This is a genomic window from Enterobacter cloacae complex sp. P27C, assembly GCF_014895705.1.
Taxonomy (GTDB): domain Bacteria; phylum Pseudomonadota; class Gammaproteobacteria; order Enterobacterales; family Enterobacteriaceae; genus Enterobacter; species Enterobacter bugandensis.
The window spans coordinates 95,467-111,110 of the sequence record NZ_JADBQB010000007.1; the positions used below are offsets into that span (position 1 = coordinate 95,467).

Annotated in this window: 15 protein-coding genes; 6 read left to right on the plus strand and 9 right to left on the minus strand. The window is 54.4% G+C overall.

The genetic code is table 11. The features are described 5' to 3' along the window. Positions 1–183 precede the first annotated feature (183 nt). From IM291_RS15770 to mgrB, 3 genes are all read right to left on the minus strand, one after another. Complete coding sequence (locus IM291_RS15770) at positions 184–1,173, minus strand: MBL fold metallo-hydrolase (protein WP_192987273.1); 990 nt, start codon at positions 1,171–1,173, stop codon at positions 184–186. Between the two features lie 23 nt (positions 1,174–1,196). Continuing rightward, complete coding sequence (locus IM291_RS15775) at positions 1,197–1,487, minus strand: YebO family protein (RefSeq protein WP_047364849.1); 291 nt, start codon at positions 1,485–1,487, stop codon at positions 1,197–1,199. Positions 1,488–1,561: 74 nt separating this feature from the next. Further along, positions 1,562–1,705, minus strand: coding sequence for a PhoP/PhoQ regulator MgrB (gene mgrB / locus IM291_RS15780; protein ID WP_006175995.1), 144 nt, complete (start codon positions 1,703–1,705; stop codon positions 1,562–1,564). Positions 1,706–1,864: 159 nt separating this feature from the next. On the opposite strand from mgrB, the gene IM291_RS15785 reads away from it, so the two are divergent. Then, positions 1,865–2,104 (plus strand): YobH family protein, encoded by a 240-nt coding sequence (locus tag IM291_RS15785; protein ID WP_041909477.1) that lies wholly within the window; start codon positions 1,865–1,867, stop codon positions 2,102–2,104. A 65-nt stretch (positions 2,105–2,169) separates the two neighbouring features. Here the strand turns inward: IM291_RS15785 and kdgR are convergent, their stop codons facing one another. Continuing rightward, positions 2,170–2,961: a DNA-binding transcriptional regulator KdgR gene (gene kdgR, locus IM291_RS15790; RefSeq protein ID WP_047367805.1), complete on the minus strand. Its 792-nt coding sequence runs from the start codon at positions 2,959–2,961 to the stop codon at positions 2,170–2,172. A gap of 178 nt (positions 2,962–3,139) precedes the next feature. Here kdgR and IM291_RS15795 point away from each other — a divergent pair, with 178 nt between their 5' ends. Beyond that, positions 3,140–4,513 carry an MFS transporter gene (locus tag IM291_RS15795; protein ID WP_192987275.1) on the plus strand — a complete coding sequence of 458 codons (1,374 nt, stop codon included), beginning with the start codon at positions 3,140–3,142 and terminating at the stop codon, positions 4,511–4,513. 50 nt (positions 4,514–4,563) lie between these two features. Here IM291_RS15795 and htpX read toward each other — a convergent pair whose 3' ends face one another. From htpX to IM291_RS15815, 4 genes are all read right to left on the minus strand, one after another. Beyond that, positions 4,564–5,445 (minus strand): protease HtpX, encoded by an 882-nt coding sequence (htpX, locus tag IM291_RS15800; RefSeq protein ID WP_010432647.1) that lies wholly within the window; start codon positions 5,443–5,445, stop codon positions 4,564–4,566. A 193-nt stretch (positions 5,446–5,638) separates the two neighbouring features. Next, positions 5,639–7,687, minus strand: coding sequence for a carboxy terminal-processing peptidase (gene prc / locus IM291_RS15805; protein ID WP_028013542.1), 2,049 nt, complete (start codon positions 7,685–7,687; stop codon positions 5,639–5,641). A gap of 19 nt (positions 7,688–7,706) precedes the next feature. Further along, on the minus strand, positions 7,707–8,393 hold the full coding sequence (gene proQ, locus IM291_RS15810) for an RNA chaperone ProQ (RefSeq protein WP_028013543.1): 687 nt from the start codon (positions 8,391–8,393) through the stop codon (positions 7,707–7,709). Between the two features lie 96 nt (positions 8,394–8,489). Beyond that, entirely contained in the window at positions 8,490–8,987 is a 498-nt protein-coding gene (locus IM291_RS15815; protein WP_192987277.1) for a GAF domain-containing protein, read from the minus strand. Between the two features lie 132 nt (positions 8,988–9,119). On the opposite strand from IM291_RS15815, the gene yebS reads away from it, so the two are divergent. The 4 genes from yebS (at position 9,120) to IM291_RS15835 (ending at position 14,870) form a co-directional block, all read left to right on the plus strand. Continuing rightward, positions 9,120–10,403, plus strand: a complete 1,284-nt coding sequence (yebS, locus tag IM291_RS15820) for a membrane integrity lipid transport subunit YebS (protein ID WP_041909475.1) — start codon at positions 9,120–9,122, stop codon at positions 10,401–10,403. Beyond that, a complete protein-coding gene (locus IM291_RS15825) occupies positions 10,372–13,005 on the plus strand; it encodes a PqiB family protein (protein ID WP_045260305.1) in 2,634 nt (877 codons plus the stop codon). Before yebS ends, IM291_RS15825 begins: the two co-directional genes overlap by 32 nt. Before the next feature lie 71 nt (positions 13,006–13,076). Further along, positions 13,077–14,525 (plus strand): 16S rRNA (cytosine(1407)-C(5))-methyltransferase RsmF, encoded by a 1,449-nt coding sequence (gene rsmF, locus IM291_RS15830; RefSeq protein WP_203435474.1) that lies wholly within the window; start codon positions 13,077–13,079, stop codon positions 14,523–14,525. A 105-nt stretch (positions 14,526–14,630) separates the two neighbouring features. Then, positions 14,631–14,870, plus strand: coding sequence for a YebV family protein (locus IM291_RS15835; protein ID WP_008500472.1), 240 nt, complete (start codon positions 14,631–14,633; stop codon positions 14,868–14,870). Positions 14,871–14,904: 34 nt separating this feature from the next. On the opposite strand, the gene pphA is transcribed toward IM291_RS15835, so the two are convergent. Continuing rightward, a complete protein-coding gene (gene pphA, locus IM291_RS15840) occupies positions 14,905–15,549 on the minus strand; it encodes a protein-serine/threonine phosphatase (protein ID WP_048998654.1) in 645 nt (214 codons plus the stop codon). Positions 15,550–15,644 lie beyond the last annotated feature (95 nt).

Consider the following 15,644-nt stretch of genomic DNA (forward strand, 5'->3'; position numbering starts at 1 on the left):
CGATGTTAATAATCCGCACCCTTCTGTATTAAAATCCATCAGGTAATTAGCAGTGTTATGCACCAAAATAATGAAATTTTTATGACTCTGCATCAAAAAAAGGCAAGCAAAACGTTTCGATAAAATTAAAATTTTCCTGACGACGAATACATACACAATATACGCAACAATCTATGGCTTCGTTTATAAGGGTAAATACTCGCCAACTTTCAGTATCCTGAAAGTATTATTAACTGGTGCTACATTATCCAGCGCATCAGTTAATTCTTTAATGGGGTCATCCAGCGCTTCATCCGCCAGCTCAAACACGCCCCAATGAACAGGGAACGCCAGCGGGCAACCTAACTGTTGCCACAGCGCAACGGCAGACTGGGGATCCATATGGTGTACGGCCATAAACCATCGTGGAGCATAGGCGCCAACGGGCAATGCTGCAGCATCAATTTTCCCCAAACGTTCCGGTATCAACAGCAGCTCAGGCGAATAGCCGGTATCACCACTAAACCAGAACCGGTGATGCCGCCCTTCAAAGACCCAGCCGCACCACAATGAGCGATTGCGGTTCCAGAGCGTGCGCATACTCCAGTGCTGCGCCGGTACGGCGGATAATGTTATCCCCTGCCAGGTAAAACTCTGCCACCAGTCGAGCTCAACCACCTGTTTTGCGCCCCGGCGGCGAAACCAGCCGCCCAGGCCTAAAGGAACAAACACGCTAACGTCCGGAAAGCGTTTGAGAATGTGGCGAACAGTGAGTTCATCAAGATGATCGTAATGGTTATGCGAAATAACGACCGCGTCAAGCTGGTGCAGCTGATCGACAGAGAGTGCCGGAGGCGTTCTACGCTGCGGCCCTAAGAAAGGAAGTGGAGAAGCGCGCCTTGAAAAAACGGGATCGGTAAGAAGGAAATTGCCGTCCAGCTGCAGCAGTATGCTCGCATGTCCGAGCCACCACGCCCCATCCTGCTGCGGCTGCTGAAGATCGGCCGGTTGCCACCACCGCCGGATAAAGTCATCGTAGCCGAGCGCGGGCGGCTTCGGTAAGCCAGCGGCTTTGCGTTCTTTGCGCCAGCGGTCAAGGTCGCCAGGCTGGTGTCCTGCAGAAGTGGTATTACGAAAACCGTTTGGGGTGTGATGTTTCAGGGAGGGGTCATACCAGGGATTTTTCCAGACCACTGCCACCTCCCGGAATAATACGATTAACGCTCAGCCACCAGGCGGATAAAATCGTCTTGATCGTTGTTCTCGTCAGCGACCGCTTCTTTTTGTGCTTCTTTCTCTTCCGGCTCGTTAGCCTCGCACAGACGACGCAACAGTGCATTCTGCCGTTTTTGCTGCTCAAGCAGCGCTTCCAGCAGTTCGATCTGCTCATTGGTACGTGAACTGGCACGGTTTACGAAAAACCAAATGACCAGCCCCACCAGCAGAACAACCAAAGAGATCGTCAGGGATGCCATATTTAGCAGCCCTGAATTCAGTAACTCACCCATTTCACCACCTCAATAAAAACGTCTATTTTACCACTGGCGCGAAGGAAGGAAATCACCTGAAGAAAAAATGCGTGCTACCACGGAATAAACTTATTGATTGCGCAAACGCCGCTAAAAAACTGTACATCCTGATCGCACATCACGTTGATAGTCTGCGTCCACAACACCACGCACGCTATCAGCACGATAATCAGAATCACCCAGCGTATTTTTTTCACTCCACACTCCGTTTACAGACCTGATATGACCAGGTTATCACGGTTATCTTAAACAAGGACTAACTGTAGCGCCATCAGGCTCTTTTCAGAATCCTGCACTTGTTTCATTACGTAAACCGGTTAGGCTAGCATCATGATAACAATGATAAAGAGGTAATAATGCGCTTAATTATTCGTACAATTGTTGCACTGGCGATACTCTGGATTGGCCTTCTTTTAACGGGTTATGGCGTGCTGGTGGGAAGCACCGAAAACGCCGCAGGGTTAGGCATTCAATGTAAGTATTTAACAGCACAGGGAGTTAGCACGGCGCAGTATCTCCATTCGGATAGCGGGATCATTGGGTTAACCAACTGCCCGGTACTGCGTAAGACCTCCGTCGTGATTGATAATGGCTGAGCCACAGCGTTTACGACAAATAAAAAACGCCGCAAAGATGCGGCGTTTTTTTATGCTAACCGGGGTTAGAACGGATAGTCGTGGTAACCCATCTGTTCAGAAATCTTACGCGCGGCGGTATGCAGAATAGCCACGTACTCGTGCAGGCGCTCTTCCGAGAAGCGAAGCGTTGGGAAAGAGATGCTCAACCCTGCGATTACGACGCCAAAACGGTCAAACACCGGAACGCCAATACAGCGCAGCCCTTCTTCCTGCTCTTCGTTATCTTCGCCGTACCCTTGCTCACGCACCTTGTCGAGCACCGTTAATAACTCATCGGTGTCAGTAATGGTGCGTTCAGTGCTGCGTTTGTACTCCACGCCATCGAGGATCTGTTTAACTTCTTCACGATCGCGCCACGCCAGCAGAACCTTACCGATTGCCGTGCTGTAAAGCGGGTTGCGACGACCAATGCGCGAATACATACGCAGGTTATACATGGAGTCAATTTTATGGATGTAAACAATACTGTCTTCATCCAGCGCGCCCAGGTGGATAGTCTCCTTGGTCAGGCGGGAGATCTCGCGCATCTGAATATCCGCGCTACGGATCAGATCCACATTTTGCAATGCCCGGGCACCCAGTTCAAACAGTTTCAGCGTCAGAGAATATTTTTCAGATTCGCCTTCCTGTGCAACGTAACCCAGTGATTTCATGGTTTGCAAAAAGCGGTAAACGGTGCTTTTCGACATCATCACGCGCTGTGACAACTCTGTGATACCAATTTCACGCTCTTCCCCGAGCGCCTGTAAGATGCCAAACACCTTCAGCACGGAAGAAACTGAATCTGGCTGTTTATCCAAATCCGCAATTGCCATTTACCACCTCATAGAGAGTGTTTTATAAAAATCAGAACCGGTTTTTATTATAAATTCCCGTCATGTTACCTGCAATCAATCCGCGTTTACTTCGTTACAAATCTGCGACATAAAACGGTGTTAACGATGCTAAAATAGTTACTCTGAGAATAATTTCACTCTGAGCTATTTATCCCCGATGGAAAAAAACCTTTCCGATGGCCTGCCTTTGCCCCAGCGGTATGGCGCTATCGCTACGATTATTATTGGTATCTCAATGGCCGTTCTTGACGGCGCGATTGCGAACGTTGCCCTTCCCACCATTGCCACCGATCTGCATGCTTCCCCGGCCAGTTCGATATGGATTGTTAACGCCTATCAGATTGCGATTGTGGTTTCCCTGCTCTCCTTTTCTTTTCTGGGCGATATGTTCGGCTACCGTCGGATATATCAGTGCGGGCTGGTGGTATTTACCTTTACATCACTGCTGTGCGCCCTTTCGGACTCTCTGCATACGCTGACGCTGGCGCGCATCGCGCAAGGTTTTGGCGGCGCGGCGCTGATGAGCGTCAATACGGCGCTAATCCGCCTAATCTATCCGCACCGCCATCTGGGCCGCGGCATGGGGATAAATTCGTTTATTGTCGCGGTCTCTTCTGCCGCCGGGCCAACGATTGCAGCGGCCATTCTTTCTGTCGCCTCGTGGCAGTGGCTGTTCGCCATAAACGTGCCGCTGGGTATCGTGGCCATCTTCTTTGCCCTGCGATTTCTCCCCGCTAACGGCCCGAAAACCACCATGCCGCGCTTTGACGTAGCAAGCGCGGTGATGAATGCGCTCACCTTTGGTCTGCTGATTACCGCCCTGAGCGGTTTTGCGCAGGGTCAATCCCTGATGCTAACCGCCGTGGAGCTTGTTGCCCTGCTGGTGACGGGCTTCTTCTTTGTTCGCCGCCAGCTTGCCCTGCCGGTGCCCTTACTGCCGGTCGATCTGCTGCGTATTCCCCTCTTTTCGCTTTCCATCTGCACCTCCGTCTGCTCATTCTGCGCCCAGATGCTGGCTCTGGTTTCTCTGCCCTTCTTCCTGCAAAGCGTGATAGGACGTTCCGAAGTGGAGACCGGGCTGCTGTTAACCCCCTGGCCGCTGGCGACGATGGTGATGGCACCGCTGGCAGGTTACTTAATAGAACGTGTACATGCCGGTTTGTTGGGCGCGGTGGGGCTAGCCGTGATGGCAACAGGTCTCTTCGCGCTGGCGCTGCTGCCATCATCGCCAGGGGATCTGGACATCATCTGGCGCATGATCCTGTGCGGAGCCGGATTTGGCCTGTTTCAGTCCCCCAACAACCACACCATTATTACCTCTGCGCCGCGCCACCGCAGCGGAGGTGCCAGCGGCATGCTGGGGACCGCGCGTCTGCTGGGGCAAAGCACCGGTGCGGCGCTGGTTGCCCTGATGTTTAACCTTGCCGGGCAAAACGGCAACCACGTTGCGCTTATCATCGCAGGTGCGCTTGCCACCCTTGCAGCCATCGTCAGCGGGTTGCGCGTGACCCAACCCGGCGCTCAGGCATAAAAAAAGCCGGGCGGAGTCTTCTCCTGCCCGGCTTATTTAAGCGCTTAGCGTTACTTCAGGTATTCTCCACTGCGCAGCGCTTCAATACGTTTATCCAGCGGTGGGTGAGACATAAACAGCTCGCTCAGCGACTTTGATTTGCCGTTGATGCAGAAGGCCATCATGCTGTTCGCTTCCTGCGGCTCGTAGCTGGTTTTCAGACGCTGCAGGGCGGCAATCATCTTTTCACGCCCTACCAGCTTCGCTGAACCGGCATCCGCATGGAACTCACGGTGACGGGAGAACCACATGGTGATAATGCTGGCCAGAATACCGAACACCAGTTCCAGCACCATCGATACGGCGAAGTAGATCAGCGGATTACCGTTGCTCTCTTCACCTTCATCACGGTTGCCGCCCATGAAGCCAGCCGCAATCTGCGCCAGGATACGGGAGATGAAGATAACGAAGGTGTTCACCACACCCTGAATCAGGGTCATGGTCACCATGTCACCGTTGGCGATATGGCTGATTTCGTGCGCGATAACCGCTTCGGCTTCATCACGGCTCATGTTCTGCAACAACCCGGTGCTCACGGCAACCAGCGACGCATCACGACGGGCACCCGTAGCAAACGCGTTAATATCCGGGGCATGGTAAATAGCAACCTGCGGCATCGCAATGCCTGCCTGCTTAGACTGCTGTGCCACCGTATTCATCAGCCACTGTTCCATATCGTTACGCGGCTGTTCAATCACCTCACCGCCTACGGATTTCAGCGCCATCCACTTTGACATCAGCAGGGAAATGAAAGAGCCACCAAAACCAAACAGCAGCGCCATAATCAACAGACCCTGAACGCTGCTCGACTGAATTCCCGTCAGGCTTAGCACTAGCCCGAAAACCACCATCACCGCCAGGTTGGTGAGCAGGAAGAGCGCGATTCGCATCATAATTTTCTTTTAACCTCAGTTTAACAAAACGCACTATGCGATTACCCACATCGTATGGGTATTACGGCTATTTTCAAGCATCCGGTGGGCGTAAGTCACCAGAAAGACACAACTTTACACAATTGGAAATCAGCCTGACGGAAGGATGCAGAACAAAAAGAAACAGGCACAATTTCTTGTGCCTGTTGGGAGATTATTTTGCCGGAGCGGGCTGTACGGCAGGCTTCTCTTTTTCCAGATTCGCCAGGTCGAGCGCGATATGCACCGTCTCGTCCAGGTACGGATCCGGCTCCTGGTAATCTTTTGGCAGATCGTCCAGTTTCTTGAGCAGAGGCTTACCTTCTCGCTTGAAGCGATCGTTGATACGCGCCAGACGCGTTGCGTCGTCCTCGTTGTTCTCTTTTTCACGCTGAGCGTAGTTCAGAGAAACAATATTCCGCTTATCTTTCAGGGCATTGAAACGCGCAATGTCCTTCATTATGTACTGGAATTCCGGGTCTTTCGCGATGCGTTCATTATGCGCTTTCAGCAGCTCAGGGCCAAACTGCGTCATATCACCTGCCTTCACGAATGTCGCAGCATTGATGCTGTCCCACGGCAACGCGTTATCTTCAAACTTCTCGCCGGTTTCGGTCTCTTCCGTGCCGGTCGGCATCATGATATCCGGCGTTACGCCTTTACGCTGCGTACTGCCGCCGTTAACGCGGTAGAACTTCTGAATGGTGTACTGAACGGAGCCCAGCGCAGGCCATTCCGGACGCAGCATCTGATCGTAAATACGGTTCAGCGAGCGATACTGCTGAACAGTACCTTTGCCGAAGGTGGGCTCCCCCACGATTAGCGCGCGGCCATAGTCCTGCATTGCAGCGGCAAAGATTTCAGATGCGGACGCGCTGAAGCGGTCAACCAGGACCACCAGCGGGCCTTTGTAATAGACCACACCGTCGTTATCAGCATCTTCACGAACTTTACCGTTGTTATCTCGCACCTGTACAACCGGGCCAGACGGGATAAACAGGCCTGAGAGCGACACCGCTTCGGTCAGCGCACCGCCACCGTTCGTGCGCAGGTCGATAATGACGCTGCTCACGTTCTGCTTCTCAAGTTTCTGCAGCTGAACTTTTACATCGTCGGTCAGCCCCACGTAGAAGCCAGGGATATCCAGAACACCCACCTTCTCTTTACCCACGGTTTTCACCGACATTTTCACCGCGCGGTCTTCCAGACGGATACGCTCGCGGGTCAGGGTCACGATACGGGTTTTGGTGCCTTTACCGGCAGGCAGAATTTCCAGACGAACTTTGCTGCCTTTCGGACCTTTGATCAGCGCAACCACATCGTCCAGACGCCAGCCAATGACATCAACCATGCTCTGACCGGTTTGTCCTACCCCCACAATGCGATCGCCTACGCTTATCGCTTTGCTTTTGGATGCCGGGCCGCCCGCGACCATGGAGTTGATCACCGTGTAGTCATCATCCATTTGCAGTACCGCGCCAATACCTTCCAGAGACAGGCTCATCTCAGTATTGAACTGTTCGGTATTGCGTGGAGAGAGATAGTTGGTGTGCGGATCGATTTCGTGCGCAAAGGCGGTCATCGCCAGTGAGAAAACATCTTCACTGTTGGTCTGCGCCAGACGGCGAATGGCAAATTTGTAACGACGCGTCAGCGTGTCGCGGATCTCTTTTTCATCTTTGCCGGTCAGCTTGAGGCTCAGCTCGTCGTATTTGACCTTTCCATCCCACAGCGCGTTCAGCTCGGCTTCGTCTTTCGGCCAGGGCGCTTTGCTGCGATCGAGATTAAAGGTATCGTTGCCGGTGAAGTCCATTGGACGTTCCAGCACTTTCAGCGCGTACTGATAGCGTTCAAAGCGGCGCTTCTGCGACAGGTTGTAGAGATCGTAGAACAGATCCAGCTTGCCTGACCGCAGCTCATCACCCACCTCGGATTTGCGCTTAGCGAACTGCTCGACATCGCTGGCGAGCAAAACGTTATGGCTGTAATCCAGCAAGTTCAGATAGCGGTCAAAGATTTTGGCCGAAAAGGCCTGATCGAGATCGAACTGACGATAGTGCGAGCGGGTAAAGCGAGAGGTTACACGCTCGCTTACCGTCGCGTGCTGCGTCTCTTCCTTGAGTACCGGAATTTGATCAACACGCGTGATATCGTCCACTGCGAAAGCGTGACCTGTTATGGCAAACAGGCCCGCCAGCGCGGTGAGCTTAAAAAAAGTGTTCATGCCAGGCTTGGCCTCCGTTTCAGAACAACAAGTGTTCTGCGCGTACAATCATTGACATACCAGAAGTCAGCTGTACACGAACGCCATCTTTGGTGATTTCCAGTACGGTGGCGTCCATTGCGTTGTTGCCCGCTTTTACTTTCAGAGCCTGACCCACGCTCAGGGCGTTAATGTCAGAAACCGGAGTATGACGCTGCTCTTCACGAGGCGCACGAGGGGCTTTCGCTGCTGGTTTGTCTGCACGCGGTTTGCGATCGTTATTGTCGTGACGACGCGGCGCAGGACGTGGTTTACGCTCACGACGAGGCGCTTCTTCCTGGCCGTTTGCCGCTGCGGCTTCGCGTTTTTTCGCCTGCTGTTCTGCACGTTGTGCCTGAACGCGTGCTTTGGCTTCTTCCAGCTGCTTGCGCGCGTGTTCTACGTGCTGCTCGTCCAGCTCGCCACAAGGGTTGCCGTCGAGATCCACGCGGGTCGCGCCCGGTTTGATACCGTACAGGTAACGCCAGCTCGAAGTATAAAGACGTAAGGCAGAACGCAGCTGAGTTTTGCTGAGGTTCATTTCCCCTTCAACACGCGCTACCAGATCCTGAAAAATACCGACTTTCAGGGGACGTGCTTCACCTTCCGCGCTGAAGCACTGCGGGAAACGCTCGGCCAGAAATGCGATAACTTCTTTACTGCTATTCAACTTAGGTTGATTTTCCATGAAATTTCCTGATTACAACGGACGTTGCCAACAAGCGCAGGCATGAACAGGCGTCATTATAATGACGCTATCAGTAAATGCTACGTTATCCGTTGATTATCCTGCGACGCTCGCAAAGAATTTTTGATAATCGGTTGCAGCGAGGACGTTTTCCAGATTCGCCACCAGCTCGCGCAGCCCCTGTTCGTCCTCGGTTGTAAAGCGACTGAAGACCGTACTGTCGATATCCAGAACGCCAATAATCTGATTTTTTACCACCAGCGGCAGAACGATCTCTGAATTGCTGGCAGCATCACAGGCGATATGCCCGTCAAACGCATGAACATCTTCCACGCGCTGAACCTGATTCTCGGACACAGCGGTACCGCATACGCCGCGCCCTACCGGAATACGCACGCAGGCCAGTTTGCCCTGAAACGGACCCAGCACCAGCGTTTCACCTTCCAGGAGATAAAAGCCAGCCCAGTTCACATCGGATAGCCGTTCGAACAGCAATGCGCTAGTATTTGCCAGAGTGGCTAAGAAGCTGGTTTCACCTGCCATCAATGCCTTAAAATCGCGGTTCAGATCCGCGTAGAATTCTGTTTTGTTCATTATTCAATCACTTAGTTGTCTTACAAAATTACCGCATAGCCTATTAAAATAAGCAATAAATGCGCTCATGCTCAAGATGAATCCGTTCATGAGTTAATATAACGTTCAACAATACTTATTTGCGCGCAGCTGATGGCCTTAAAAACAACCAAAATTACGCCGACAAAAAAGATAACTGTCCATACGGTAAGCGACGCTTTGCCTCGTGCACATTATCAGCGTTGCCCCCAGTGCGATACGCTTTTTATGTTGCCGAAGATGAAATCGCACCAAAGCGCCTTTTGTCCCCGCTGTGACGCTAAAATTCGTGACGGCCGCGACTGGTCGTTAACCCGCCTTGCCGCTATGGCCGTTACCATGCTGCTGCTGATGCCCTTTGCCTGGACCGAACCGCTTCTGAAGCTTTACCTGCTTGGTGTGCGCATTGACGCCAACGTACTGCAGGGTATCTGGCAGATGACGAGCCAGGGCGATCCTCTCACCGCCGCCATGGTACTGTTCTGCGTTGTCGGCGCGCCGCTGGTGCTGGTTGCAGCCATTGCCTACCTGTGGTTTGGTAACATCCTCGGAATGAACCTGCGTCCGGTATTGCTGATGCTGGAAAAGCTTAAAGAGTGGGTCATGCTGGATATCTATCTGGTGGGCGTGGGCGTGGCATCAATCAAGGTGCAGGACTATGCCTTTCTGCAGCCGGGCGTCGGGCTTTTTGCATTTATCTGCCTGGTATTGCTCAGCATCCTGACACTGATCCACCTGAACGTTGAGCAGCTTTGGGAGCGTTTTTACCCGCAGCGCCCTGCCACCCGCCCGGATGAAAACCTCCGCGTCTGTCTGGGATGCCATTACACCGGGTTGCCCGACAAGCGTGGACGCTGCCCGCGCTGCCACATACCGTTGAGGTTACGACGCAACAACAGCCTGCAAAAATGCTGGGCGGCGCTGATTGCCTCCCTGGTGTTTCTGTTCCCGGCCAATATGCTGCCGATATCCATTATTTACGTGAACGGTGGCCGTCAGGAGGATACTATCCTCTCCGGTATTATCTCCCTTGCGCACAGTAACGTTGGGGTGGCGGCCATCGTCTTTATTGCCAGTATCCTGGTTCCCTTTACCAAAGTGGTGGTGATGTTTACCCTGCTCGTCAGCATTCACTTTAAGTGTGAACAAGGTTTACGTACCCGTATTCTGCTTCTGCGATTCGTCACCTGGATTGGCCGCTGGTCAATGCTGGATCTGTTTGTGATTTCGCTGATGATGTCGCTGATCAATCGCGACCAGCTTCTTGCTTTTACTATGGGACCCGCGGCTTTTTATTTCGGCTCTGCGGTGATATTGACTATTCTTGCTGTGGAATGGCTGGATAGCCGCTTACTTTGGGATGCACATGAGTCAGGAAACCCCCGCTTCGCCGACTGAAGCGAGAATTAAAACTAAACGCCGCATTTCGCCATTCTGGTTGCTGCCTGTCATCGCCCTGATGATTGCAGGCTGGCTTATCTGGACGAGCTATGAAGATCGCGGCAGTACCGTCACCATTGATTTTCAGACCGCCGACGGCATCGTCGCCGGACGAACCCCCGTTCGTTTTCAGGGGGTCGAAGTCGGTACGGTTCAGGACATCTCCCTTGGAAAAGGGCTTAACAAGATTCAGGTGCGGGTCAGTATAAAATCTGACATGCAGGATGCTCTTCGCAGCGAAACGCAGTTCTGGCTGGTGACGCCGAAAGCCTCCCTGGCCGGCGTGTCCGGGCTGGATGCGCTGGTTGGCGGCAACTACATCGGCATGATGCCGGGCAAGGGTGAACCGCAGGATCACTTTGTCGCGCTGGATACGCAGCCGAAATACCGCCTCAATAACGGCGATCTGATGATCCATCTTCAGGCACCGGATTTGGGCTCGCTGAACAGCGGCTCGCTGGTCTACTTCCGCAAGATTCCGGTTGGCCGCGTGTACGATTACAGCATCAACCCGAATAAACAGGGCGTCACCATTGATGTGCTGATCGAGCGTCGCTTCACCAATCTGGTGAAAAAAGGCAGCCGCTTCTGGAACGTGTCCGGCGTGGATGCCGACCTGAGTCTGAGCGGTGCAAAAGTGAAGCTGGAGAGTCTGGCCGCCCTGGTTAACGGTGCCATTGCCTTTGACTCCCCGGAAAACTCAAGCCCTGCCACGGCCGATGACACGTTCGGTTTATACCCGGATCTGGCGCACAGCCAGCGTGGCGTGATCGTTAAGCTCGTTCTGCCTGATGCCAAAGGGCTGAAAGCGGGGTCAACGCCGCTGATGTACCAGGGACTGCAGGTCGGCCAGCTCACCAAAATGACGCTCAACCCTGGCGGTTCGGTCACGGGCGAAATGACGGTCGATCCGAGCGTGGTCGATCTCCTGCGCGAGAAAACGCGCATCGAGATGCGCAGCCCTAAACTCTCTCTGAACGATGCCAGCCTCAGCACGCTGCTGACCGGAAATACCTTTGAACTGATCCCCGGTGAAGGCCAGCCCAGCAATAGCTTCGTCATTGCCCCGGCGGATAAAGCGCTGCTGCAAAAACCGGGCGTCGTGACGGTTACGCTCAATGCGCCTGAAAGTTACGGCATTGAGGCCGGTCAGCCGCTGATTCTGCACGGCGTACAGGTGGGTCAGGTGCTGGAGCGAACGCTCTCCGAAAATGGCGTGAGCTTCTCGGTAGCTATCGATCCGCAATACAGCAACCTCGTCCATGGCGACAGTAAGTTCGTGGTGAACAGCCGCGTCGACGTGAAGGTGGGTCTGGACGGCGTGGAGTTCCTCGGCGCCAGCGCCAGCGAATGGGTTAACGGCGGTATTCGCATTTTGCCGGGCAATAAAGGCGCCGTTCGAGACAGCTACCCGCTGTACGCCAACCTGGACAAAGCGATTGAAAACAGCCTGAGCGATATGCCAACCACGACCCTGACCTTAAGCGCCGAGACGCTGCCTGACGTTCAGGCGGGCTCCGTGGTGCTCTACCGCAAGTTTGAGGTTGGGGAGGTGATCGCCGTTCGCCCGCGTGCGGACGCGTTTGATATCGAACTGCATATCAAGCCCGAGTACCGCAAGCTGCTGACCCCAAACAGCGTCTTCTGGGCCGAGGGCGGCGCGAAGGTGCAGCTTAACGGCAACGGCCTGACCGTGCAGGCCTCCCCGCTCTCGCGCGCGCTGCGCGGGGCGATCAGCTTCGATAACCTCAGCGGCGCGGGCGCGAACCTGCGTAAAGGCGATAAGCGCATTCTCTTCCCATCCGAAACCGCCGCGCGTGCCGTGGGTGGGCAGATTACCCTGCATGCGTTCGATGCCGGCAAGCTGGCGGAGGGCATGCCAATTCGCTACCTGGGCATTGATATCGGGCAGATCCAGAAGCTGACGCTCATCACCTCGCGCAACGAGGTGCAGGCCACCGCCGTGCTTTATCCGGAATATGTGCAGACCTTCGCCCGCTCGGGTTCCCGCTTCTCGGTGGTAACCCCGCAGATTTCGGCCGCGGGCGTTGAGCATCTCGACACCATTCTGCAGCCTTACATCAACGTCGAACCCGGTCAGGGCAAAGCCCGTCGTGATTTCGAGCTGCAGGAAGCTACCATTACCGACTCGCGCTACCTTGGCGGCCTGAGCATTGTGGTGGAAGTGCCGGAAGCGGGCTCGCTTGGCATCGGTACGCCGGTGCTGTTCCGCGGCATTGAGGTGGGTACGGTAACGGGCCTCACGCTCGGCACACTCTCCGACCGCGTGATGGTGGCGCTACGCATCAGCGAGCGTTACCAGCATCTGGTGCGTAATAACTCGGTGTTCTGGCTGGCATCCGGCTATTCGCTGGACTTCGGCCTGACGGGTGGCGTGGTGAAAACCGGTACCTTCAACCAGTTCATCCGCGGCGGTATTGCGTTTGCCACCCCGCCGGGAACGCCGCTGGCGCCGAAAGCGCAGCCGGGTAAACACTTCCTGCTGCTGGAAAGCGAACCGAAAGAGTGGCGCGAATGGGGAACGGCCCTGCCGCGTTAATCTGACAGGCTCCGGTGTCAACGCACCGGAGCCTTTATGTTACACTGCGCACCTGAACTTTTCCCTGTGGTGTGCTCGTGGCTCAAAACTCCGTATTTCTTCCCGATCAATTCCTGGCGCAGATGCGCGAGGCGCTTCCCTCTCATCTGTCGCTGGACGATTTTATCGCCGCCTGTCAGCGTCCGTTACGCCGCAGCATTCGCGTCAACACCCTGAAAATCAGCGTCGAGGATTTTCTGGCCCTGGTTTCTCCGTACGGCTGGCAGCTTACGCCGGTTCCGTGGTGTGAAGAGGGATTCTGGATCGACCGCGATGACGAAGACGCGGTGCCGCTGGGAAGTACCGCAGAACATCTGAGCGGTCTGTTTTATATTCAGGAAGCGAGCTCGATGCTACCGGTTGCCGCCCTGTTCGCCGACGGCAACGCGCCTGAACGCGTGATGGATGTCGCCGCCGCGCCCGGTTCGAAAACCACGCAGATTGCCGCGCGCATGGGCAACCGCGGAGCAATCCTCGCCAACGAATTTTCCGCCAGCCGCGTGAAGGTGTTGCATGCCAATATCAGCCGCTGCGGTATTCATAATGTCGCTCTTACGCACTTCGACGGTCGCGTCTTTGGTGCCGCCCTGCCGGAAATGTTTGATGCCATCCTGCTGGACGCCCCCTGCTCCGGTGAAGGGGTAGTGCGTAAAGATCCCGATGCGTTAAAGAACTGGTCCGTGGAGAGCAATCTTGAGATCGCCGCCACGCAGCGGGAGCTGATCGACAGCGCGTTCCACGCCCTGCGCCCCGGCGGCACGCTGGTCTATTCAACGTGCACCTTGAACCGGGATGAAAACGAAGACGTCTGCCTGTGGCTGAAAGCGCAATACCCGGATGCGGTCGAGTTCCTGCCGCTCAACGATCTGTTTTCCTCGGCACAGGAGGCGGTCACGCCGGAAGGTTTCCTCCACGTGTTCCCGCAGATTTACGACTGCGAAGGGTTCTTTGTGGCGCGCCTGCGTAAAACGCAGGCGATTACTCCCCTGCCCGCCCCCAAATTCAAGGTCGGCAATTTCCCGTTTGCCCCCCTCAAAGGGCGCGATGCAGCACAGCTTGTCGCCGCCGCCGAAAAGGTTGGCCTGGTCTTGGATCAGAGCCTGCAACTCTGGGTGCGTGATAAAGAGGTATGGTTGTTCCCGGCAGAGATCGCACCGCTCATCGGAAAGGTCCGTTTTTCCCGAATCGGGATCCGCCTTGCGGAGGTGCATAATAAGGGCTATCGCTGGCAGCACGAGGCGGTCATCGCGCTTGCCGGACACGAGAATACGTTCGCCCTGACGCACCAGGAAGCTGAAGAGTGGTACCGTGGCCGCGATGTTTATCCTGACAGCTCGCCTTCCGCAGATGAAGTGGTAGTGACCTATCAGGGATTCCCGCTGGGGCTGGCCAAAAAGGTCGGTTCAAGGCTTAAAAACAGCTATCCACGCGAACTGGTCCGGGATGGCCGACTGTTTACCGGTAACGATCGCACCGCCTGAAAAAAGCGCATTTTTTTACTGGCGATTTTGCTCTCCTTGTCTACGATCAAAAATGGATGCCCATACTGGTCATACCAGATTTTGACAACCGACCCGGAGAGCACTATGACGAAAACCAGCGTGCGTATTGGCGCTTTTGAGATCGACGACGCAGAACTGCGCGGCGAAGCACAAGGCGATCGAACGTTAAGTATTCCCTGCAAATCCGACCCGGATTTGTGCATGCAGCTCGATGCATGGGATGCAGACACCAGCGTCCCGGCAATACTTGATGGCGAACACTCTGTCCTTTACCGTGAGCATTACGATAGTAAAACCGATGCCTGGGTCATGCGTCTTGCCTGACCTAAAGAGAACCCGCCCGAAGGCGGGTTATTTATTACTGCAGCTGCGCCAGCGTAAAGTAACCGTCAAAAACGGCCCCCGTATCAATGTAGTGCAGATTGTCAAAATCATACCTTCTGTCGACGGGCGTATGTCCGAACCAGAAGTGATCCGCCCCGCTAATTCCCTGCCCTTTGCCCACCATAAACCCCATCAGGCGGTCGCGATCCCATAACACGCGCTGGGCGCTTACCGGTTTTTCCCAGCGGTATTCCTCCGCCGGGTAATCAGCATGAGCAATAACGTTCACCCCGTTCGCGCAGGTAATTTCGATAATATGCGGTAACGCACGGCATGCGTTAAGTAACGAGCGCGCCCGCTGCTGCTCTTCATGCTCAAGCCGCGAAAACCACATTCCGCCATTCATTGTCCAGAGCGCAAAATCATTATTATCCAGGCTATCTATTGCCATTTGCTCATGATTGCCCCGCACTGCTCGAAACCATTTCTCATTGATGAGCTGCAATGATTTCACGCTGTCCGGACCACGATCGATCAGATCGCCAACGGAAATAAGTAAATCCTCATAAGGATTGAAATGACGGCGTTTCAGTTCCTCCATGAGCCTTTGGTAACAGCCGTGTATGTCGCTGACAACCCATACGTGACGCCACTCTCCACCTTCTATTCGCTGATACATAAGGCCTCCCTTTAACAGTATAGCCGCCGTCAAAAGCGCAAGAAGATCAGCGCAGCCCTTACAAAGTAAAACAAACGGTAAACCAAAGAGAAATA